The sequence below is a fragment of the Streptomyces sp. NPDC024698 genome, assembly GCF_055559015.1.
In genome coordinates this window covers 353236-374803 of the sequence record NZ_JBVHLK010000004.1, presented here as the reverse complement: position 1 = coordinate 374803, position 21568 = coordinate 353236, and the positions used below count along the sequence as shown (strand labels likewise).

At 70.8% G+C, this 21568-nt stretch carries 16 protein-coding genes, 1 tRNA gene and 1 pseudogene; 9 read left to right on the top strand and 9 right to left on the bottom strand.

Translation table 11 applies throughout. The features are described from left to right. Positions 1–221: 221 nt before the first annotated feature. Positions 222–971, top strand: a complete 750-nt coding sequence (locus ACZ4AA_RS12595) for a DUF6227 family protein (RefSeq protein WP_467599816.1) — start codon at positions 222–224, stop codon at positions 969–971. Positions 972–1083: 112 nt separating this feature from the next. On the opposite strand, the gene ACZ4AA_RS12590 is transcribed toward ACZ4AA_RS12595, so the two are convergent. Next, a complete protein-coding gene (locus tag ACZ4AA_RS12590) occupies positions 1084–2622 on the bottom strand; it encodes an MFS transporter (protein ID WP_467600349.1) in 1539 nt (512 codons plus the stop codon). A gap of 200 nt (positions 2623–2822) precedes the next feature. Between ACZ4AA_RS12590 and ACZ4AA_RS12585 the strand changes: the two genes are divergently transcribed. Continuing rightward, entirely contained in the window at positions 2823–3806 is a 984-nt protein-coding gene (locus ACZ4AA_RS12585) for a helix-turn-helix transcriptional regulator (protein ID WP_467599813.1), read from the top strand. A gap of 669 nt (positions 3807–4475) precedes the next feature. Here the strand turns inward: ACZ4AA_RS12585 and ACZ4AA_RS12580 are convergent. Beyond that, on the bottom strand, positions 4476–5474 hold the full coding sequence (locus ACZ4AA_RS12580; protein ID WP_467599811.1) for a sigma-70 family RNA polymerase sigma factor: 999 nt from the start codon (positions 5472–5474) through the stop codon (positions 4476–4478). Positions 5475–6008: 534 nt separating this feature from the next. Beyond that, positions 6009–6815 carry a dioxygenase family protein gene (locus ACZ4AA_RS12575; protein WP_467599809.1) on the bottom strand — a complete coding sequence of 269 codons (807 nt, stop codon included), beginning with the start codon at positions 6813–6815 and terminating at the stop codon, positions 6009–6011. A gap of 139 nt (positions 6816–6954) precedes the next feature. Here ACZ4AA_RS12575 and ACZ4AA_RS12570 point away from each other — a divergent pair, with 139 nt between their 5' ends. Next, positions 6955–7464: a MarR family winged helix-turn-helix transcriptional regulator gene (locus ACZ4AA_RS12570; RefSeq protein WP_467599806.1), complete on the top strand. Its 510-nt coding sequence runs from the start codon at positions 6955–6957 to the stop codon at positions 7462–7464. Between the two features lie 291 nt (positions 7465–7755). Here ACZ4AA_RS12570 and ACZ4AA_RS12565 read toward each other — a convergent pair whose 3' ends face one another. Both ACZ4AA_RS12565 and ACZ4AA_RS12560 read right to left on the bottom strand, forming a co-directional pair. Next, positions 7756–9300: an MFS transporter gene (locus tag ACZ4AA_RS12565; protein ID WP_467599802.1), complete on the bottom strand. Its 1545-nt coding sequence runs from the start codon at positions 9298–9300 to the stop codon at positions 7756–7758. Between the two features lie 174 nt (positions 9301–9474). Then, complete coding sequence (locus ACZ4AA_RS12560; protein WP_467599799.1) at positions 9475–10119, bottom strand: TetR/AcrR family transcriptional regulator; 645 nt, start codon at positions 10117–10119, stop codon at positions 9475–9477. A 504-nt stretch (positions 10120–10623) separates the two neighbouring features. Between ACZ4AA_RS12560 and ACZ4AA_RS12555 the strand changes: the two genes are divergently transcribed. From ACZ4AA_RS12555 to ACZ4AA_RS12540, 4 genes are all read left to right on the top strand, one after another. Further along, positions 10624–11898, top strand: coding sequence for a M6 family metalloprotease domain-containing protein (locus tag ACZ4AA_RS12555; protein ID WP_467599796.1), 1275 nt, complete (start codon positions 10624–10626; stop codon positions 11896–11898). Between the two features lie 376 nt (positions 11899–12274). After that, the gene (locus tag ACZ4AA_RS12550; protein WP_467599793.1) at positions 12275–13954 is read left to right on the top strand and encodes an IclR family transcriptional regulator domain-containing protein; all 1680 of its coding nucleotides are present in this window, start codon (positions 12275–12277) and stop codon (positions 13952–13954) included. 119 nt (positions 13955–14073) lie between these two features. Then, positions 14074–14748 carry a ScbR family autoregulator-binding transcription factor gene (locus ACZ4AA_RS12545; protein WP_467599789.1) on the top strand — a complete coding sequence of 225 codons (675 nt, stop codon included), beginning with the start codon at positions 14074–14076 and terminating at the stop codon, positions 14746–14748. Between the two features lie 213 nt (positions 14749–14961). Then, positions 14962–15034: transfer RNA gene (locus ACZ4AA_RS12540), tRNA-Arg, on the top strand. 266 nt (positions 15035–15300) lie between these two features. On the opposite strand, the pseudogene ACZ4AA_RS12535 reads toward ACZ4AA_RS12540, so the two are convergent. Continuing rightward, a pseudogene (locus tag ACZ4AA_RS12535) lies at positions 15301–15479 on the bottom strand (response regulator transcription factor); the annotation flags it as partial. A gap of 453 nt (positions 15480–15932) precedes the next feature. Between ACZ4AA_RS12535 and ACZ4AA_RS12530 the strand changes: the two are divergent. Both ACZ4AA_RS12530 and ACZ4AA_RS12525 read left to right on the top strand, forming a co-directional pair. Continuing rightward, on the top strand, positions 15933–17990 hold the full coding sequence (locus tag ACZ4AA_RS12530; protein WP_467599786.1) for a hypothetical protein: 2058 nt from the start codon (positions 15933–15935) through the stop codon (positions 17988–17990). Positions 17991–18318: 328 nt separating this feature from the next. After that, positions 18319–19296 carry a TolB family protein gene (locus tag ACZ4AA_RS12525; protein ID WP_467599783.1) on the top strand — a complete coding sequence of 326 codons (978 nt, stop codon included), beginning with the start codon at positions 18319–18321 and terminating at the stop codon, positions 19294–19296. Here the strand turns inward: ACZ4AA_RS12525 and ACZ4AA_RS12520 are convergent. From ACZ4AA_RS12520 to ACZ4AA_RS12510, 3 genes are all read right to left on the bottom strand, one after another. After that, entirely contained in the window at positions 19284–19823 is a 540-nt protein-coding gene (locus ACZ4AA_RS12520; RefSeq protein WP_467599781.1) for a hypothetical protein, read from the bottom strand. The genes ACZ4AA_RS12525 and ACZ4AA_RS12520 overlap by 13 nt on opposite strands. 173 nt (positions 19824–19996) lie before the next feature. Continuing rightward, complete coding sequence (locus tag ACZ4AA_RS12515) at positions 19997–20296, bottom strand: hypothetical protein (RefSeq protein ID WP_467599778.1); 300 nt, start codon at positions 20294–20296, stop codon at positions 19997–19999. Positions 20297–20517: 221 nt separating this feature from the next. Next, complete coding sequence (locus ACZ4AA_RS12510) at positions 20518–21393, bottom strand: calcium-binding protein (protein WP_467599775.1); 876 nt, start codon at positions 21391–21393, stop codon at positions 20518–20520. Positions 21394–21568: the final 175 nt, after the last annotated feature.

The window sequence follows — 21568 nt, the reverse complement described above, 5'->3', positions numbered from 1 at the left end:
GGACAATGGGTGCGACGGCCGGAACCTTTCGCGGGACGCGTGGAACGCCGGAAGTACCGTCTGACGAGGGGCTTTTGACGTTCCCGTGAGCCGCGGGGGAACTCGTCGCGCGGCCCGCCCGTTTTCCGTCCGTACGTTTTCTCGGTTCGCGGACATGATGTCCGACCGAGGGGCTACGGTATGCACCCACAAGGTGACATGCAGCAACGCCGGGAGAAACCTTGAGCGTTCCGTACGAGACAGCAGCGTACGAACCACCCGAGTCGCCCGAGTCTCCGGAGGAGCATCTCGCACGACTTCTGGGCCGCGCCCTGAACTCGTTCGAGCTGCCCGACGAGGCGATACGGCGGCTCGACCGCGCGCTCGCGCACGACAGTTCGCTGCATTCCGCGCACCACAGCGCGGGACTGCACCGGGAGACGTACCGGCACACCTGGCTGCTCGCCGACGGTTCCGCCGTCACGCTGTGGGAGCTGGTGCACAACACGGCGACCGGTCGCGAAGCCCAGCACGAGGTCTACGCGGACGAGGAGGAGCTGCGCACGGCCACGGCCCGGCTCCCGCTCCCGCCGGACGCGCCGGACTTCGAGCTGCCCGTCTTCGTACAGCTGTCGTCGATCCCCGAGCCGCGACACACCTATGTGCCCGACGGCTCCGCCGATCACGCGCGCCGGCTTCTGCGGCGCGCGGAGAATCCGGACCGGCCGGACGCCGAGCTGACGTCTCTGCTGCTTCGGGAGGCGTTCGCGCACCAGATCACCCAGGCCTTCGGGCGTCCTTGCCGCGCGGGGCAGGCGGGGCTGTGCTTCTCGCTCTACGAGCACGCGTTCCTGCTGCGCGACGGGCAGGAGATCTCCCTGTGGGAGGTCGAGCACACGGCGACACCGGACCGGCGGCACATGTGCGAGGTGTACGCGTCCGAGGACGCGGCCCGGGACGCGATGGAGCGCCGGGCGGCGCGACTGGGCTGAAACGGGAGGGGGCCCGGCTCCTGAGGTGCCGGGCCCCCTCCCGTTCTGACCTCCGCGTCACACGGGTACCTAGCGGCGGACCGGGGCGGGGATCAGCCCCGGTCCGCGGGGATCAGCCCTGACCCACGAACTCCGGCTTCCGATCCCGGATCTCGTCCCCGCCCACTTCCTCGCCCTCGTCCTCGCTCTTGCCATCGCTCTCGTCCTCGCTCTTGCCCACGGCCGGGTCAGCGTCCTGGCCCTGAGTGTCCGTCTCGTCCTGTGCGCCCTCCACATGCTGGGCGGGCCGCTTGGGCAGGGCGAACATCAGCAGGAAGATGACGGTCAGCACGGCGGCGACCCAGCCCAGCGCGTGCTGGAAGGCGTTCACGAAGGCCGGGCCCACCTGGGCGGCAGTCAGCCGGTCCCCGATCTCGCCGAAGAAGAGGACCGAGACCAGGCCGAGGCCGAGCGCGTTGCCCATCTGCTGCACGGTGTTGATCAGGCCCGAGGCCGAACCCGAGTGCTCGCGCGGGACCTCCGAGAGCACGGCGTCCGTCAGCGGCGCCACGATGAAGCCCATGCCGGCGCCCATGACCACGAGCGGGAGGGCCATCTGCCAGGAGGCGATGTCCATGCCGTAGCGGTCGGACTCCCAGATGTAGACCAGCACACCGAGCGCCATGACCAGCGCGCCCGTCTGGAGCACCTTGCGTCCGAAGCGCGGGACGAGCAGTTGCACGGACATGCCCGCCGCCACCGAGACCGCGATCGAGAACGGCACTCCGGTCAGGCCCGCCCGCAGCGGGCTCCAGCCCAGTCCGATCTGCATGTACAGCGTCCAGACCAGGAAGAAGATGCCGAGCGCGACACCGAAGACGGTCTGCACCGCGATGCCCGCCGCGAAGCTCTTCACCTTGAACAGCGACAGCTCGACCAGCGGGGAACCGTCCCGCGCCGCCTTCCGCCGCTCGTACGCCACCAGCGCCGCGAAGACCACGAGGGAGCCGGCCATCGACGCGTATCCCCACAGCGGCCAGCCCAGTTCACGGCCGCGGGTCAGCGGGTAGAGCAGCATCAGCAGGCCGAGCGTGACGAGGGCGACGCCGACGAGGTCGAGCTTGAGGGCCTTCGGGGCCTTCGACTCGCTGATGAAGCGGCGGCCCAGAATCAGCGCGACCACACCGACCGGCAGGTTGATGAGGAAGATCGGCCGCCACTCCAGGCCGAAGAGGTTCCACTCGGTGAGCAGCGCGCCGAGGAGCGGTCCGGAGACCGCGCCCAGTCCGACGATCGCGCCGAAGAGGCCGAAGACCTTGCCGCGCTCGTGCGCCGGGAAGGTGGCGTGCACGATCGACAGGACCTGCGGCACCATCATCGCGGCCATGGCGCCCTGGAGGATGCGCGAGGCGACGAGCATCTCCGGGTTCACCGCGAACCCGCACAGCGCCGACGCGATCGTGAAGCCGGCCACGCCGAGGAGGAAGAGCCTCTTGCGGCCGTGGATGTCGCCGAGCCGGCCGCCGGTGACGAGTCCCGCGGCGAAGGCCAGCGCGTATCCGGCGGTGATCCACTGGATCTGGCTGAAGGTGGCGCCCGCGTCGCGCTGGATCGACGGGATGGCGATGTTGACGATCGTGACGTCGACGAGGTCCATGAAGGCCGCGGTCATCACGATGGCGAGGGCGAACCAGCGCCGTCGGTCGGCGACGGCGTCCGGTGCCGGGCTGCTCGGCGGCGGGCTGCTCGGTCCCGGGCTGCTCGGTCCCGGGCTGCCGAGCGCTGTCTCGGGGGTGTCGGTGGAGGTCATGCGACCAACCTAGAGCCCGATTAGGTCAGATCATGTCCTAGTTCTCCGGCACCCTGGGAGGTATGACGACGGATACGCCGGCGAGACTTCTCCAGCTCCTCTCCCTCCTCCAGACGCCCCGCGAGTGGCCCGGCGGCGAGCTGTCCGAGCGTCTCGGGGTGTCGCGCCGCACGGTCCGCCGTGACATCGACCGGCTGCGCGAGCTGGGCTATCCGGTGCAGGCGACCAAGGGCGCGGACGGCGGCTACCGGCTGGTGGCGGGCACGGCGATGCCTCCGCTCGTCCTCGACGACGAGGAGGCCGTGGCCATCGCAGTGGGCCTGAGGGCCGGCGCCGGGCACGCGGTCGCGGGGGTGGACGAGGCCTCCGTACGGGCGCTCGCGAAGCTGGAGCAGGTGCTGCCGTCCCGGCTGCGCCGTCGCGTGTCCACGCTCCAGGCCGCGACGACCGCGCTGACCAGCGGAGACGGGGCGAGCATCGCGCCCGAGACGCTGACGGTGATGGCGTCGGCCATCGCGGGACCCGAACGGCTGCGGTTCGCCTACCGTTCCGGGGACGGGACCGGGTCGCGGCGGCTGACCGAGCCGTACCGGCTGGTCTCCACCGGCCGCCGCTGGTATCTGGTCGCCTACGACCTGGACCGCGGCGACTGGCGGACCTTCCGCGTCGACCGGGTGAGCGAGCCCTTCGCGACCGGGGCCCGGTTCACCCCCCGCGATCTGCCGACCGGGGACGCCGCGGAGTTCCTCAGGCGGTCGATGTACCGGCGCCAGGAGACCTACACCTTCGATGTCCTCTTCGCCGCCCCGGCCGAGTTCGTCGCGGCACGTGTGCCCGCGTGGGTCGGCGCGCCCGAGGCGATCGACGCGCACAGCTGCCGGCTACGGGCCTCCTCCAGCGACTCGGTGGACTGGCTGGCGGTGCGGATCGCGATGGTCGGCTGCGACTTCACGGTCCGGGAGCCACGAGAACTGGCGGATTACGTAAAGGTGTTGGGCGCGAGGCTGAGCCGGGCGGGGGAAGTGCCGCAGACTGACGGCGCTTGACGGCCGGCGGTGAGCCGCCGCACCTCAGGGGCGGTGACACCCGGTGGACCGTCGGCGACGGCAGGTTATGTCGCTGTGGCAGAATCTGCCCCCGGGTCACCCCGGGGTTCAGGTTCGGGGTGGCCCGTTCTCGTATGTCCCGCTGTCCGGCGATCCGGCTACGTCCGCTGCGGCTCTCGCTCTCCCGCGATCCGGCCCCCTCCGCCGCGCCGTGCCCCGCGGCGAAAAAGGAGCCGAGCTCCGGCGCCGGGGGGGGAGGCGCCGAAGCTCGACTCTGGGAGAGTCCCGGCGCGGGGGGGGTGTGCGTCGGGACTCGGTTCTTGGGAGCGGTGTGCTTCCGTCAGTCACGTCCGGTCGGCGCTTCCGTCACGTACGTCGATCGGTGCGTCTGCTCGGTACTTCCGCTCGGTCCTTCTGTTCGCTTCCGCCGCTCGGACAGGGCCCGAAGCGTGGACCCTGAAGTCTTGTTCCCAGGGGTCGGCACGTTGAAGCGGCCTTACATGGCCATGTCTGGACGACTTGTGGCCAACGTGCCCCGGGTTCCCGTGTGCGGACCGGGCCGGGCGGGTTCCGTGCCCGCGCGGCGAATGAACCCGTACGGCCCACTCACCCCGCCCACGCGACCCGCCCCGCAGGCTCCGCGTGCCCCGGTCCAAGCCCCCTTCCGCGTTACGCCGCCGCGTCGAATCCGGTGTCGCGCGCCAGCTTCTTCAGTTCGAGCAGCGCGTGCTTCTCGATCTGACGGATGCGCTCACGCGTGAGCCCGTGCTCCTTGCCGACCTCGGTGAGCGTCCGCTCCCGGCCGTCCTCGATGCCGTACCGCATCTTGATGATGGACGCGGTGCGCTGGTCGAGATGGCCGATCAGGTCGTCCAGCTCCTCGCTGCGCAGCAGCGTGAGCACCGACTGCTCGGGCGAGACCGCCGAGGTGTCCTCCAGCAGGTCGCCGAACTGGGTCTCGCCCTCGTCGTCCACGGCCATGTTCAGCGAGACCGGGTCGCGCGCCCAGTCCAGGACGTCGCCCACCCGCTCAGGTGTCGTGCCGAGCTCGGCGGCTATCTCCGCGTGCTCGGGCTCGCGCCCGTTCTCACGGTTGAACTCACGCTGCACACGACGGATCCGGCCCAGTTCCTCGACCAGATGGACGGGGAGGCGGATCGTGCGCGACTGGTCGGCGATGGAACGGGTGATGGCCTGACGGATCCACCAGGTGGCGTACGTCGAGAACTTGAAGCCCTTGCGGTAGTCGAACTTCTCGACCGCGCGCACCAGGCCGGCGTTCCCCTCCTGGATCAGGTCGAGCAGGGGCAGGCCGCTGCGCGGGTAACGCCGCGCCACGGCCACGACCAGACGCAGGTTGGACCGTATGAAGACGTCCTTGGCGTGCTCGCTGTCGGCGACCAGCGCCTCCAGTTCCTCGCGGGACGCGTCCGCCTTCGCCTCCGCCTCACCGTCGAGGATCTGCCGCGCGAACACACCTGCCTCGATGACCTGGGACAACTCGACTTCCTTGGCGGCGTCGAGCAGCGGTGTTCGAGCGATCTCGTCGAGGTACATGCCGACCAGGTCGCGATCGGCGATTTCGCCGCCTCCGGCGCGAACACTGCGTGCCGCGTCGCCGGTCCTGCCTGTGGCGGACTGACGACGGGCGACGGCACGGGTTGCCATGCGTGCTCCCTTGCGTGGTGGGCTTGCGGGTGGTCCTGGACATCCGGTCTCACCCTCCCGGGTGCCCGGCATCTGAAGGAAACAACGACTGGAATCAGGACAGAATTCCCAACCGGCCTCTGGATTTTTCTGATCATGCAGTACCCTGTCGCACCACACAGCAGGGCCAATACGGTCAGAACGTACAGATGTGCAGGTCAGGCCGGGAGTGGCAACCGTCCCCGGCGCGCCCACGAACTCGTACGATCCCTACGTCCGTGAGACGCCCATCACATGCGCCGATCCCGCCTTCACACCGGAACTCCGTCGTCCGCGGCTGCTTTCCCACCCTTGAGGACGGATCGCACGGCCCGAAGGTTGCCGCGGACACGGATTCACAGGCGATTCCGAGGTACGCCGCGTCCAGCGCCTTCCCCGCGCCGCCCAGCCGAACCACGCCGGTCACCCCACCGGACCGCACCGACCGCCCAACCGCACCACGCCGGCCGTTCAGCCGAATCGCACCGGCCGTTCCAGTCGAACCGCACCGGCCCGTCAGCCGAACTGCACCGACCGCTTGGCCATTCCCAGCCAGAATCCGTCGATCACGGACCGCTGGCCGTCGAGTCCTCCGACGGCGTCCGCGGCGCCCATGGTGACGAAGAGCGGGGCGAAGTGCTCGGTGCGCGGATGGGCGAGACGGCCCGCCGGGGACTTGCGCTCGAAGTCGAGCAGCGCATCCACGTCACCGGCCTCCAGCGCACGGTGTCCCCAGTCGTCGAACTCGCTCGACCAGGCGGGGACGCCCCCGCCGGTGTGGCGCAGGGCCGCGAGATTGTGGGTGAAGAAGCCGGAGCCGACGATCAGCACACCCTCGTCGCGCAGCGGCGCCAGCTTCCGCCCGATCTCGAACAGCTGGACCGGGTCGAGCGTCGGCATGGAGATCTGGAGCACCGGGATGTCGGCCTCGGGGAACATCTCCTTGAGGGGGACGTACGCGCCGTGGTCGAGTCCGCGGTCCGGGATGTCCTGCACCGGCGTACCGGGCGCGCGCAGCAGTTTGCGTACGGACTCGGCGAGCCGCGGGGCACCGGGGGCGGCGTACGTCACTTGGTAGTAGTGCTCGGGGAAGCCCCAGAAGTCGTACACGAGCGGGACCGTCTCGATCGCGCCGAGGGCGAGCGGGGCCTCCTCCCAGTGGGCGGAGACCATGAGGATCGCCTTGGGGCGGGGCAGGTCGGCGGACCAGGCTGCGAGCTGGCCGGGCCAGACCGGGTCGTCCGCGAGCGGCGGGGCACCATGGCTGAGATAGAGGGCGGGCATGCGCTCGGATGCGCGGCGTTCCTCGGTGGCGGCGGACATGGCGGCTCCCTCCGGAGAGTTCCATCGTACGGCGGCAGTGCTTGATCTTTGAAGCAGTTTGCTTAAAGTCTCAAGTTCTCAGAACGAGACTACGGCGAGTTTGTTTAAGTTTCAAGGAGAGGCTCGTACAGTGGAGTACATGAACAAGGCACCCGCTCCCGCTGAAGAGCCCCGCTGGCTCACTGACGAGGAACAGCGCATCTGGCGCGCGTACATGCACGCCACGACTCTCCTGGAAGACCACCTCGACCGTCAGCTCCAGCGTGACGCGGGCATGCCGCACATCTATTACGGCCTGCTCGTGCAGCTCGGAGAGGCGCCGGGCCGCCGGCTGCGGATGACGGAGCTGGCCATGAACGCGAAGATCACCCGCTCGCGGCTCTCGCACGCCGTCGCGCGACTGGAGAAGAACGGCTGGGTGCGCCGGGAGGACTGCCCGTCCGACAAGCGGGGTCAGTTCGCGGTCCTGACCGACGAGGGCTACGACGTGCTGCGGCGCACCGCGCCCGGCCATGTCGCCGCCGTACGCCAGGCCCTGTTCGACCGGCTCGGCCCCGACCAGCGGAAGGCCTTCGGCGAGGCCATGCGGATCATCGCCGAGGGGCTCCAGCCGAAGGACGCGGGGGCGGATCTGCCCTGGCTGCGCTAGCCGAGCCCGTAGCGGATCGCGTCGGCGACCGGGCCCGGCCCAGGGACGAGGGCGAAGACGAGGACGTCGGCGTCGGCGTCGGCTTCGACTTCGACTTCGGCGACAGAAGGCAGAAGGCGGCGGACACGGACCGCGGACTGCGGACACGAGACCGCCCCGGCTCCCACATGCGGGGAACCGGGGCGGTCTCAGGGGTCGTACGGACGAGGCGTCCCCATCCCCGTCCGTACGCGAGGCACCGTCGTACGGGCTGTGGAAGCGGAGGTACCGGAGTTCGGGGTGGCCGTCGGGTCAGTGCGCGACGACCGGCACCTTCAGCTCGTCCTCTGCGCCCTCGCCCGAGCCGACGACCGCGGAGGTGTCCGGACGGCCGGTGTTGATCAGGGTGAAGGCGAGTGCGGCGGCGACCACCAGGATGCCGACGGCGAACCAGATGGCGTTGCTGTAGCCGTGCACCATGCCCTCCGCCTGGACCAGCTGCTGCTGCGCCTTGGTACCGGCGCCCGCCATGTGGTCCTTGATGTAGGCGGTGGTCGCGGAGGCCGCGATCGTGTTCAGCAGGGCCGTGCCGATCGCACCGCCGACCTGCTGCGAGGTGTTGACCATCGCCGAGGCGACACCGGCGTCACGCGGCTCGATGCCGTGCGTGGCCAGCGACATGGCGGGCATGAACGCCGTACCCATGCCGAGGCCGAGCAGCAGCATCGCCGGGAGCACCAGGGACGCGTACGACGAGCCGATCTCCAGCTGCGCCAGGAGCAGCATGCCGACCGCGGCGACCAGGAAGCCGGGGCCCATCAGCAGGCGCGGCGCGACCCGGGTCATCAGACGGGCACCGATCTGCGTGGAGCCCGTGATCATGCCCGCGATCATCGGCAGGAAGGCGAAGCCGGTCGAGATGGGCGAGTAGCCCTTCACGATCTGGAGGTAGTACGTGAGGAACAGGAACGTGCCGAACATCGCGATGATCGCGAGGCCGAGGGAGAGGTAGACACCGCCGCGGTTGCGGTCGAGGACGACGCGCAGGGGCAGCAGCGGGGCCTTGACCTTGGACTCGGTGAGGACGAACGCGGCCAGCAGCACGGCGGAGGCCACGAACAGGCCGACGGTCAGGGAGTCGCTCCAGCCGTTCGTCGCGGCGTGGGTGAAGCCGTAGACGAGGGAGACCAGACCGAGGGTGGACAGGACCACGCCCGGGATGTCGAGCGGCGAACGGTTGCGGCCGCCCTGCGGCTCACGGATGACGAAGTACGCGCCGGCCGCGGCCACGATCGCGAACGGGATGTTGACGAAGAAGGTCCAGCGCCAGTTCATGTACTCGGTGAGGACACCGCCGAGGATGAAGCCCACGGCGCCGCCACCACCGGCGATCGCGCCGTAGATGCCGAAGGCCTTGGCGCGCTCCTTGGCGTCGGTGAACATCACGGCGAGCAGCGAGAGCGCGGCGGGCGCCAGCAGCGCGCCGAACACGCCCTGAAGGGCACGGGCGCCGAACATCATCGCGCCGCTCTGCGCCGCGCCACCGAGCGCGGACGCGGCGGCGAAGCCGACCAGGCCCACGACGAACGCGCGCTTGCGGCCCCACAGGTCGGCGATACGGCCGCCGAACAGGAGCAGACCGCCGAAGGCGAGGGCGTAGGCCGTGACGACCCACTGCCGGTTGCCGTCCGAAATACCCAGGTCCTGCTGGGCGGAGGGCAGTGCGATATTCACGATCGTGGCGTCGAGAACCACCATCAGCTGGGCCAGCGCGATGAAGACGAGCGCCTTCCAGCGGTTGCTGTGCGCGTCGGACACCGGGTCCTGCACTGCTGTGGACGTGCCTGATTCAGACATGGGGATACCCACTCCGGGACTTCGTGGCGAAAAAAGGAAAGAAAAGGGGACGGCTCGTCGACGGTGACGGCCGGACAGCGGCTCGGCGGGCTCCCGTCCCTGATGACGGGCGCGCCTCACACGCGATGAGTTCGAGTCGTGACGGCTGTGCGGGCTAGGTGAGCTGTACGGCGGTCACACGCGTCGCAGTGCCTCCAAGTCGGCTGCCACTCCCGGCAGTTCGGAGCGGGCCGGGGCCCGCATACCGTCCAGGAACAGCTGGAGATGACGGTGGACGAAGCGGTCGATGCCCTGGCACGCGGTGCCCGGCAGCGGCCTGGTGAGCTGACTGACGGCGATCATGAGATCGCCCAGCTCGACATCGGGGCGCAGCTGTCCGGCCTCGCGGGCGCGGGCCATCAACTGCTGTATCAGTACGGTGATCCGGTCGCGCGCGGCGACCAGGTCGGGATGGTTCTGGTCGAAGTTCTCGGAGAGCATCGGGCACAGGGCGCCGATCCTCTCGTCGGCGGCGAAGTGCACGAAGCCGCTCAGCGCCTCGAACGCGTCGCCGTCCGCCGCGAGAGCCTCTTCGACCCACTCCGAGGTGCGGTCCATGACCGAGCACACGACCTCGCGGGCGAGGGCGTCACGGTCGGGGAAGTTGCGGTACACCGTGGCGTTGCCGACACCGGCCCGGCGGGCGATCTCGTCGAACGGCACGTCGGCGCCGAACTCGACGAACATCTCGCGGGCGGCGGCGACGATCCGCTCCCGGTTGCGCAGGGCGTCGGCGCGCGGCCGGGCCACTCGGCGCTGCACGGGGGTCGCGGTCTCCACGGGGTACTCCTCGGTGTGTCTCGAAGCCTGATTGCGATCCGGGGATTCGGTCCCCGTTTCGCTTGGACGTATGGCTAAACGGGGAAACGATCCCCGGTTATTTCCCTGATCCGGAACTGATGAGTGTGACCTGCGTCACATCACCCTCTCTCGCTTCACTCCCCTCCCTTCCTCACCCTTGGCACCTCCCTTTCCCACCCCTCCCACCTGCCCCTCACTCCCTCCGCGGCGCCGTCTCCCTTGCCCCGCCGCCTCTTCTCGCCCCCTTCGCCGCCTCTTCTCGCCACCCTCGCCAACTTTTCTCGCCACCCTCGCCACCTCTTCTCGCCGCCCTCGCCACCTTTTCTCGCCGCTCTCTCCCCCTCCTCGCCGCGCCTTCTCCCCTCCTCCAGCGGATGAACCCGATCGGGCTCATCCAGCGAGCGCACGGCGCGTCGGCGACACAGGGTGATCGAGAGGGTGCAGTCGGACACCGGTGGCTGCCGTGGAGCGAAGGGCCCCTGCATGCAGCCGTCCAGCCGCCGCATACGCCCGCGCCGTGTGGCCGCGCTGGCCACGGTGACCGTTCTGACGCTGGCGGTCAGCACCTCCGCCGGCACCGGACATCTGACGGCCGGCTCCGCCACGGCGGGCTCCAGGGCGCTGGCCCGCTCCACGGCGCTCGGCCCCTGCATGATCAGCGGCCCGTCGGAGGTCCAGATGGGCGAGGGAATACCGACCGCCCCCGGATACGCCCGCTCCACCGGCACGCTCCGGGCCCTGACGCTGATGGTCGACTTCTCCGACGCACCCGGCAAGGGCAGCGCCCTCGACCGCTACGACGAGTTCTTCCCCAAGACGCAGGACTGGTTCCGCACCGCCTCCTACGGCCGTCTCGACTACCGCCCCGAGGCCCCCGTCCGGCACTGGCTGCGGATGCCCAAGCCCTTCAAGGCGTACGGGATAGAACGCGGCGCGCCCTTCGACCCCGGGTACCGCGAACTCGTCCAGGACATCGTGGCCACCGCCGATCCCGAGGTCGACTTCCGCTCGTACGACATCCTGAACGTGCTGGTCACACCCAATGCCGGACCCTCCGCGCTGGACACCGTGCTGTCCGTGACGTTCGCCGGCAACACCGAGGCGCCGGTTGCCGACGGCGTCCCCGTCGCCAACGCGTCCTTCGTCTACAGCCGCCAGGACGACGGCTCGGGCTCCTACGCCGACACCGGTTACCGCGTCCTGCCGCACGAGAACGGCCACACCTTCGGCCTGCCCGACCTCTACACCCAGGACGGCGGCGCCGCGGTCGGGCACTGGGACATCATGAGTGAGGACTGGGGGGCCGACAACGATCTGCTCGGCTGGCACAAGTGGAAGCTCGGCTGGCTCGACGCCTCCCAGGTCGGCTGCGCGACGGCGCGCGGCACCGGCGAGTACACGCTGACACCGATGGCCCGGCGGGGCGGCGCCAAGCTCGTCGTCATACCCGTCGGCCCCCGGAGCGGGTACGTGCTCGAACTCCGCACCCGCGCGGGCAACGACTCCGCCGTCTGCCGTCCCGGCATCCTGATCTACAAGGTCGACGCGGACGTGGACACCGGGAACGGGCCCATCACGGTGTACGACTCCCACCCCGACAGCGGCGGATGCACCCGGTCCCCCAACGTCCAGGCGGAACTCTCCGACGCGCCCTACTCCCCCGGTGAGACCTTCAAGGCCGGCAAGGCGGGGATCACCGTCCAAGTCGCGTCGGCGGACGCCGCGGGGAACTATCGGGTGTACGTGACGCGCCACTGACCACCGGGCGAGCCGCGGAGGGCTCGTCAATCGCCGAGCGGACGAGCCGATGCCCATGCCGGGAAGCGCCGGCCTGCCGCGGTGGGCGGGCCGGCACAACCGTGGCTCCTCCGGGAGCCGCATCGGAGAGCCCATGTCATCCAGCCCCCTGCCATCCGGTCCCCTGCCGTCGGGCCCCGGGTCGTCGAGTCCCGCGCGGTCCGGGGTGTCCGGCACATCCGAGGCGTCCGAGGCATCCGGGACATCCGGGATCTCCGGGGTGTCCGGGGTGTCCGGCGCAGGCCCCGCGGCCGGCCGGCGGGCGGCTTCCGGGTCCGGCGCCGCCGGGTCCGCAGTCGTCGGGTCCGGCGCTGCTCGGTCCGCCGCCGGGTCCGACGTGCCCGACGAGGCGATCACGCCGCTGATCCGCGGGATCGCCGTGCTGCGGAGACTGACCGAGGCGGACGGGACGGCCGGTCCGAGCGGGCTCGAACGGGCCACCGGGCTGGCACGGCCCACCCTCGACCGGATCACCGCGACCCTCGCGCGCATGGGATACGTACGCCTCGACGGCCGGGATGTCGTCCTGGCCCCGCGCCTGATGGAACTCGGCAACGCCTATCTCGCCGCGCTCCGGCTCCCCCGGGTTCTGGACACGCACGCCGACGCGCTCGCCGACGACCTCGGCGAGTCGGTGTCCCTCGCCGTCCGCGACCGGGACGGCATCCGCTTCATCCATCAGGCGACCCGACGCCGCGCGATGTCCCTGAGCTTCAGCATCGGCGACCTGCTCCCCGCCGAACGCACCTCGCCCGGAGCGCTGTTCGCGTCCGAGTGGACCGAGGAGGAGTGGACGCGCTGGCGCGAGCGCCGCACGGCCGATCCGGAGGACCGCGGCTTCCCGGCGGTGCCGGCCCGAAGCCGGCCGTACGAGGCGAGGTCCGACGACCCCGCCTTCCCCGCCGCCCAACGCCCCACCGTGGGAGACGACTTCGAGCAACGCGCGGCCGAAGCGGGCCGGCTGGGCTGGGCGTTGGACGACCAGCTGATCGAACCGGGCCTCGTCGCCGTCTCGATGCCCGTACGGGAGGCGGGGCGGATCGCCTGTGTGGTGAACGTGGTGAGCCACACGAGCCGGCACGACGCCACCGGACTGCGGGACACCCTGCTGCCACGCCTGCGGGCGGCCGTGACCGCGATGGAACGGGCGCTGGAGCGGGACGCACCGGAGGCATCGGACGTGCCGGACGTACGGGAGGAACCGGGCTGGGCCCGCGCCTCCCGGCAGGAGCTGGGGCGGGAGTTCGTCGAGCCGCTGGCGCGGGGCCTGAGCGTGATCACGGCCTTCGGTGAGGGCCGCGGCGAACTGAGCCTCGCGGCCGTCGCCCGGGTCACCGGACTCACCCGCGCGACCGCTCACCGTGCGCTGATCACGCTGGAACACCTCGGATACGTCACCACGCACGACCATCTCTTCCGCCTAACCCCCCGCGTCCTGGGGCTCGGCTTCCCGCCACTCTCGCGGACCTCGCTCTCCGAGATCGCGGCCCCGCATCTGACCGATCTCTCCCAGCGGGTGCACGACTCGGTGTCGCTCGCGGTGCCGGTGGGCGACGAGATCCAGTACACGGGGCACGTCCCGGCCCGCGGCGCCACGAGCGTCCACGTCACCGTCGGCACCCGGGTACCCGCGTACGCGACCTCCCTGGGCCGGGCGATCCTGGCCGGCCTTCCGGAGGCCCGCGCGACGGAGGCACTGACCGGCGGCGCGGCCGAGGTGGATTCCCGGGCACCACTCATGGACCCGGAGCGGTTCAGGGCCGAACTGGACCGGGTGCGGGCGACCGGATATTCCCTGGTGGAGGGAGAGTTGGAGCGGGGAGTGCGGTCCATCGCCGTCCCGGTGCGCGACCGGGACGGACGGACCGTGGCCGCGGTGAACGTCACCACGCACGCCAGCCGCCACACCGCGGAGGCCTGCGTCGAGGACGTACTGCCCGAACTCCGCGCGACCGCGGCCCGCATCGAGGCGGACCTGTGCGTCGCGGGCCGCTTCCGCAGGGTGCGCCCGACCTGAACCGACGTCCGAGATCCTTCAACGGGCAATAAAATTACGGGAGTTACCACGGTGGCGTGAAGATGATCCGCGCGCTCGGGGCCCCGTTGACAGATCCAAAAGCGGGTTCCTAGCGTCGCTTGCGGCAGGACAAACGGCAGCCGAACGACAAGGAGCGTCCGGGTGGTCTCGTCGTGGTGAGGCAGGAGAGGTCCGAGCGAACCAGGCGCAATCTGATCCGGGCCGCCTCGGCGGTGTTCGACCGGTACGGCTACGAACGGGCCACGCTGTCCGCGGTCAGCGCCCGCGCGCAGGTCACCAAGGGCGCCCTGTTCTTCCACTTCGCGGCCAAGTCCGATCTCGCCCGTGCCGTCCAGGCGCAGGCCTGCGCGACATCGGGCGCCGCACTCGCGAAGCTGACGCTGCTGGAGGCCCCGGCCTTCGAGATAGCCACCGCCATGGCCCACACCCTCGTGGGCCTCCTCGAAAGCGACCCGACCGTCCGTGCGGGGGCCCGTCTGGCCCAGGAGATCAGGACCCCGGACGATCCGTCGCTCCACTGCCACGTCAACTGGCTCGGCGCCCTGAACCGGGTCCTGGCCCGGGCCCGCGACGACGGCTCGTTGCTCCCCGACGTCGATGTCGGCACGGCGGCCGCACTGATGCTGTCGATGATCACCGGTACGGCCACCCTGCCCCGGCCCCCCGCTCCGCCGACACCCCGCCGCCTCTCTCCCCAACAGTCCGGCGACCTGTGGCTGACCCGCATGCTCCACCTGACCCGCCCGGCCCTCTCACACCTCCCAGCCGGCTGACCCGCACGCTCCACCCGACCCGCCCCAAGATCACCCGAGCACCCGCCGCCTGAGCCGGTACGCCCATCTCTCCGCCCTCGGATCAGGCACCACCCGCTACACTGACCGCGATGGCTACCCCCTCACGGGCTGCCACCACACCCTGTCGCCAAGCAAGCCTGACCGGTCCGCCCACCCCGGCAGACCTCCAGACACGCTTTCCGACAGATCCCCGCCTTCGTAGCTCAGGGGATAGAGCACCGCTCTCCTAAAGCGGGTGTCGCAGGTTCGAATCCTGCCGGGGGCACACCACTGAGGGCCGGTTCAGAGGTTTGAGTCTCTGAACCGGCCCTTTGTTGTGATCCTGGGTCCTGGCCGTGCCACGCGTCGGGCCGCTGGCGGTGGCGATGATGCCGGGTGCGGCGTCTCCAGGAGAGGGACCACCCGGAATCCGGTGGTGGGGTGAAGCGTCTCCGGGGCCAGCGCGCTTCGATGGACTCGGCAGCCTCCTTGCGGGGCGTACTGCGGCCGTGAGACCTCGCGCGGGTCGTGTCCGCGTGCGGTCCAGGTGAGTCAGGTCGCTGTCGGTGGGCCCGGTTGTCCCAGGCCTGACTGGTAGGCGGCTACGGCCAGTTGGGCTCGGTCGCGGGCCTGGAGCTTGGTCATGGCGCGTTGGATGTGGGTGCGGACGGTCAAGGGGCTGAGGTGGAGTTCGTCGGCGATGTCGTGTTGGACATGCCGCGGGCGGCCATGACCGACAGGGTGGCGAGGTAGCCGAGGCTCACCGCGGCGATGGCGCAAAGGCCTGTGACGACGACCGAACGAGGACGGGTCCGCCGCACAGCAGACTCCTGGACCGGCGCCGCTCCGTCGTCGTGCGGCTGTCGGCAATCCGTCCTGCTGCACGCCCAGTACCCCGGCCCGCCCGCCGGTCTGCCGCCGGAGCGCGCCCTTCTGCGCGGCAGCGGTCGGTCGCGCAGCAGCGGTCGGTACCCCGGATGAGAAAAGCCGAAAGTAAAGAAAAAATTAGCCAGACTCACAGGTAAATCTCGGCCAACACTGGATACAGTCCGGCAACCCCCTTGAAGTAAGAACGTTCCTTACCGTTCACCTTCCGGCCCGTGATCCCCCCGGTCACGCCCGTCGGCAGGCCCACGCCCAGGGACGTTTGAGTGGCCGGGAGCCCGCGAGTGTCAAGATCATCTGTGTCCCCTCGGCTGCGCGCCGCAGGTGCCCGCCTCCTGCTGCCCGCGGTGATCGCCGTGGCGTTCGCCGGGCAGGCGGTGGGCGCCTTCCTTCCCAGCGTTCCCCTGCTCGTGGCCTCCACGGTCGTGGGACTGGCGGCGGACTTCGCGATGCACCGGTGGCAGCGGAGTACGGCCACCGCTCTCGGCAGGCTGCACGCGACCGTGTTCGTGCGCCAGGTCATCCGTGACCTGCTGCTGGTGACCGCCCTGATCCGGATCGAGGATCAGGACTACGAGACGAAGTACCTGGCTCTCTTCTGCGGTCTGCTGGTCTTCTACACCCTGCACTTCTCGTGCCAGGCGCTCGCGATCGTCGTGCGCCGCACCCGCACGCTGCCCGTGCTGACCCGCAACATCGACGCGTCGGCGCTGCGGCTGAGCCCCGCTCCCCCGGCGCTGCTGATGCAGCGCTCCGAGCAGCGGCTCCTCACGCTCTCCCTGCCGTCGATGACCGGTCTGCTGATCACCGCGACGGGCGACTCGGCCTGGTGGGCCGCCGCGGGCATCGCCGTGTCCATCGCGCTCGCGTCGGCGGCCGTCGGCCGGCTGCTGCTGCGGCTGCTGCCGGGCCGCAGGCCGGCGAAGGGCGATCAGGCGCTGGAGTGGTTCGAGGCGTGGCTGGCGGAGTACCGGCCGACGGTGGGCATGTACTTCTCCGGCGGCACGAGCTCGGCGTACCAGGCGAACATGTGGCTGGAGCCGCTCTCCCGGCTCGAGGGCCGACCGCTGATCGTGCTGCGTGAGCGGTTCATGATGAAGCACATCGCGTCCACCGACATCCCGGTCGTGTGCCTGCCCAAGGTCGCCGACCTGATGCGGCTCGAACAGTCCACGCTGAAGATGCTGATCCACCCGTCGAATTCGGGCAAGACCTCACAGGTGCTGCGCATCCCGAGCATCAAGCACGCCTTCGTCAACCACGGCGAGAGCGACAAGCTGTCCAGCTGCAACCCGTACGCGAAGGCGTACGACGAGGTGTGGGTGGCGGGTCCCGCGGCGCGCGAGCGGTACGCCCTGGCGAACGTGGGCATCGACGACAAGGACGTCGTGGAGATCGGACGCCCGCAGCTCGACGCGATCGAGCCGCACACCGGCGCGCCCGCCGGCCCGTACACCACGGTTCTCTACGCCCCCACGTGGGAAGGGTGGGACGGCAATCCGGGGAACACCTCGGTCGTCGAGGCCGGCGAGAACATCGTCCGCGCCCTGCTGGCCGACCCGAAGGTCCGCCTCCTGTACAAGCCGCACCCGCTGACCGGCTCGGTCGTCCCCCAGGCGGGAGCCGCCAACGTACGGATCCAGGAGGTGATCCGCGCCGCCAACGCCCTGCGTGCCACGGAACACGCCGGCGAGCGGCCGGCTCCCTCCGCCGCGGCGGAACTGGCCGCCCGCACCGCCGAGCTGGACCGGCTGACCACGGCCTCGTTCCGGGCGGGCGCGGACGACGCCGAGCGGATGCTGCTCCAGACCGTCCCGGAACCCGGCCGGGCCGCGGCCGTGGCCGCCGCGACGGCCGCCTGGGAGACCGCGCGCGAGGCCTCGTTCCCCGCGTGGGAGCACCAGATCGTCACCGAGGCCAGGCCGACCGTCTACGCCTGCTTCAACACTGCCGACCTGCTGATCAGCGATGTCTCCAGCGTCATCTCCGACTACCTGGCGAGCGAGAAGCCGTACGCCGTCACGAACACCAGCGGTCTGAGCGAGCTGGACTTCCGCGACACCTTCCCCACGGTCCGGGCGGGCGCCGTCCTGACTCCGGACGCCTCCGGCGTACCCGCACTGCTGGAGGCCGTGCGGCAGCCCGCGAAGGACCCGTACGCCACGGCCCGCGCCGAGCTCAAGCTGCGTCTGCTGGGCCCGTCCGACCCGCCCTCCGCCGTCCGCTTCGCGGACGCGGCCCGTGCCCTGTGCGCGGTGGCCGACGAACGCCGGGCGAGTACGGCGGGCTCGCTCCCGGCGATCCCGAGCCAGCGCGAGGTGAGCGAGACGCTGGAGAGCACGGGCGTCAAGGGCTGAGACACCTGAGCGGACACCCGAGCGGATACGACGGCGTCCCCCGAGCGGCCGGCCTCCTCGGCCGCCGCCCGGTCGCCCGGCCGGGCCGTCGCCCCGTCGCGCAGTCGGTACGGCTGTCTCCCACCCCTTGTGACACGGTCCGGGAGACGGCCGTACCGGCGCGCTATTACGCAGCTGTGACGGCGGACGCACAGCGCCGTCGCTCTTGGCGGGAAGACTTTCCCCATCGCGGCGGACGGCAGGCCGAGCGGACCGGCTCCGGTCCCGGCGGGCGGTTCCCGCGAGACTCTCTCTCCGCAGCGCCGTTCACATCTCTGGGGGAACCTCGATGTCCGCTCGAAACCGTCGGAGCACCGCAGCCGTCGTCACCGCGGGAGCCGCCGCGCTGCTCGCCCTCTGCGGCGCGGCCGCCAACGCGATGGCCGCTCCCTCTTCCGGGGGCGGTGCCAAGGGCAGCGCCGCGATGGTCGCCGCAGCCACGTCCGCCCATACGCTCACCGTGCCCCGGGGACTGACCATCAGCGACGGCACGCGTCACGTCCTGGTGAACGGCAGGTCGATCGACTTCGGCACCGTCGTCCGTGACCTGGCCTGGAACCCCGCCGGCAGCAAGGCCGCGTTCGTCGACGGGCACGGCAACCTCGTCGTCTCCGACCCCGACGGCAGCCACCGCGTCACCGTCGCCGTCAACCCGGGCGGGCAGACCTGGTCCCACCCCACCTGGCAGGTGGCGGCCGCCGACCGGCAGAACCAGATCCCCGCGAAGAACAACCTGATCTTCTCGGCCAAGATCCACGGCAGGACCGTGCTGGAGAGCGTCAAGGCCACCAGCAACCACGGGCGGCCGGCCAGGATCAGCCTGAACAACGAACCGGGCGAGAGCGGCCTCCCGCAGAGCGACAACACCTGGCCGAACGCCGGCGGCGGCTACGGCACGGCCGTCTACGAGAACACCCACAACGGCGAGGTCTACATCCGCGACGACTACCTGCGGCAGCAGGGCCACGCACTGGCCAAGGGGTCCGAGCCCGCGCTCTCCCCCGACGACGAGGAAGTCGTCTTCGTCCGCTCCGTCCACGGACACGACCACCTCTTCGTCGAGGACTTCGGCGGCTCCGCCCCGGCCGTCAAGGACGTCACCCCCCACGCCACCACCGACTACACCGAGCCCGCCTGGTCGCCGAACGGCAGGACCATCGCCTTCCGCGCCCCGAACGGCGTCTACACCATCACGAAGACGAGCCACGGATTCGGAGCGCCCGTCAAGGCCTCCTCCCACAAGGGCCTGCCCGCCTACCGCGGCTGAGCACCGCCCGGCCGGCCCTCGGAGCGGGCCAGTTCGGCCCGGAGCTCGGGCAGGTGCTGGTCGGCCGTGTCGTGCGGCAGGTACTCGACCACGTCGAGGAAGCGGAACAGGACCTGGGTCTTGGTGACCGCGAACTCGTAGTCGCCGTAGCCGACCACGGCGCCCATCTCCCCACGGACGGCACCCCGGACGACATGCGCGGTCATGCCGTCCGGGGTTTCCGCCGTCAGCCCTCGGCGCGCGTTGGGCCGCGCCAGATACGGGCAGACCATCGAGGCGTAGAGCATGCACGCGCGGTGCCCCGGGGCCTCCAGGGTCGCCGCCATGTTGCGGTACGGCCGCCCGGCGGCCAGCGCGTCGCCGATCGCGGCGCTCTCCGCGGCGCCGACCACCCGCCACACCGGCCCCTTGGGCATCAGGGTGTCGCACACCGAACACAGGCGCCGGCGCGCGCACTCGGCGCTGCGTCCGTAGTCGGTGAGCGCGAACCGGGGCTCGTCGCTCTCCCACGGGGTGATGGCGGGCACGGGGTACCCACGACTGTCACGAGGCCGGACCTCGACGGCGGCAGGCATGGGAACAGAATCGAATCGCACACCCCATGGTGAACCACGTGCCCTACCGCCGTCACCGCATCGGCCGACGGTCTCGCCCCTCGCCGTGCCAGGCGTCGCCGGGCAGACGGGAGGTCAGACAGGCCCTAGGCGGCGCCGCTGATGTCCGGGGCGATGTAGCGGCGGTGGAGCGGGTTGAAGGACAGGGCGGGTTCGCCGGTCAGGCCCGCCTTCTGGATCGCGGGGGCGAGCCGCTCGGCGAAGAAGGACTCGAACGCCTGCCGGGACTCCCAGACGTCGGTGACGTGCAGGCCCTGCTGATCGAACCAGGCCACGTGCACCTGTCCGCCGGCCCCCGGGATCTCCTCCCACCCGACGGCGTCCCGCACCGTGTCGTACTGCTCCGGCGTGGCTTCCGCCCAGTGCATCGACATCACGATTGCCATGTCCGGCTCCCTGTTGCTCGTAGTGGTGACGCCGCTCTCGGACCAGCAAACAGGCACCCGCCGCCGCTCACATCTCCACGGCGGCCGAAGGCGTGCCTCCCGCCGGTACCGGACACCGGGATCGTTCCACCCGCCGAGCCACGCCGGACAGAGCGTGCGGAGGCACACCGGCGCCCGCCGAGAGCCCCGTACGCTCACGGCGGGCGCTCCGTCCACCGTTCTCAGTACGAGTAGACGCGGTCCGTTCCCGGGCCGCCCGAGAGGGTGTCCGTGCCGGGGCCTCCGTGGAGGAGGTCGTTGCCGCTGTTGCCGTAGATCCTGTCGTTGCCCGCGTCGCCGTAGAGGCGGTCGTCGCCGCGCCCGCCCTGGATCAGGTCGGCGCCCGCGTTGCCGTGGATCGTGTCGTTCCCGTCGTCGCCGTAGAGGCTGTTGTCCTGGTCGACATAGCTGCCGTCGGCCTCGCTCACCCCGCCGCTCAGGACGTCGTTGCCGGGGCCGCCGTGGCAGGTGTAGCCGCAGGAGGTGAGGGTGTCGTTGCCGGCGCCGCCGAAGGCGCCCTCGCCGTAGACGCCGCCTCCTCCGGACAGGTGGTCGTTGCCGTCCTGGCCGTAGAGGACGTCACGGCCGTGGCCGGTGAGGGTGTCGTTGCCTGTCCCGCCGTAGATGCGGGAGTACCCGTGGTTGTCGGGGTCGACCGTCGCGGTGTCGTTGCCGTCGCCGAGGCTGACGATCAGGGTGTCGAGGTCGGAGGCGGAGGTGTTCGGCTCGGTGACCGTGCAGACCGCCTGGGTGGTGTCGCCCGAGGCGGGGCGGACACAGCCCGCGCCGAGGGAGATCCGCACCGTGTCGTCGAACGTGTAGATGTAGTCGGCGAGTTGGGAGTCGGGGTCGGTCGCGCCGAGAGCCCAGGAGATCTTCAGGTGGTTCGTCTGGCCGGCGGCGGCCGTGTAGTAGAGCTTCTGGCCCGTGGAGTGCACGGTGGCGCTCCCGGCGCTCGCGGCGTGCGCCGTCGGGGCCACGACCGCGGCGGACACGGCGGCCGTGGCGGCGACGAGCGCCAGCACGCTCGGACGGACGGTGGTGCGACGACTGGACATGGTTCCCCCTCGTGGGTCGGTGCGGCCCCGGCGGTCCCGGCCTGCTCGCCGTTCCGGAGCCGTGGGTGCCGGACGTGCGCGCCGCACCTGCGAAGTGGACATGCGCGTCCAGGCATCCCGTTCGACACCCCTGAGGGATGGGGAGTTGTCATCCCTGTCGTACAACTTGGCCTGA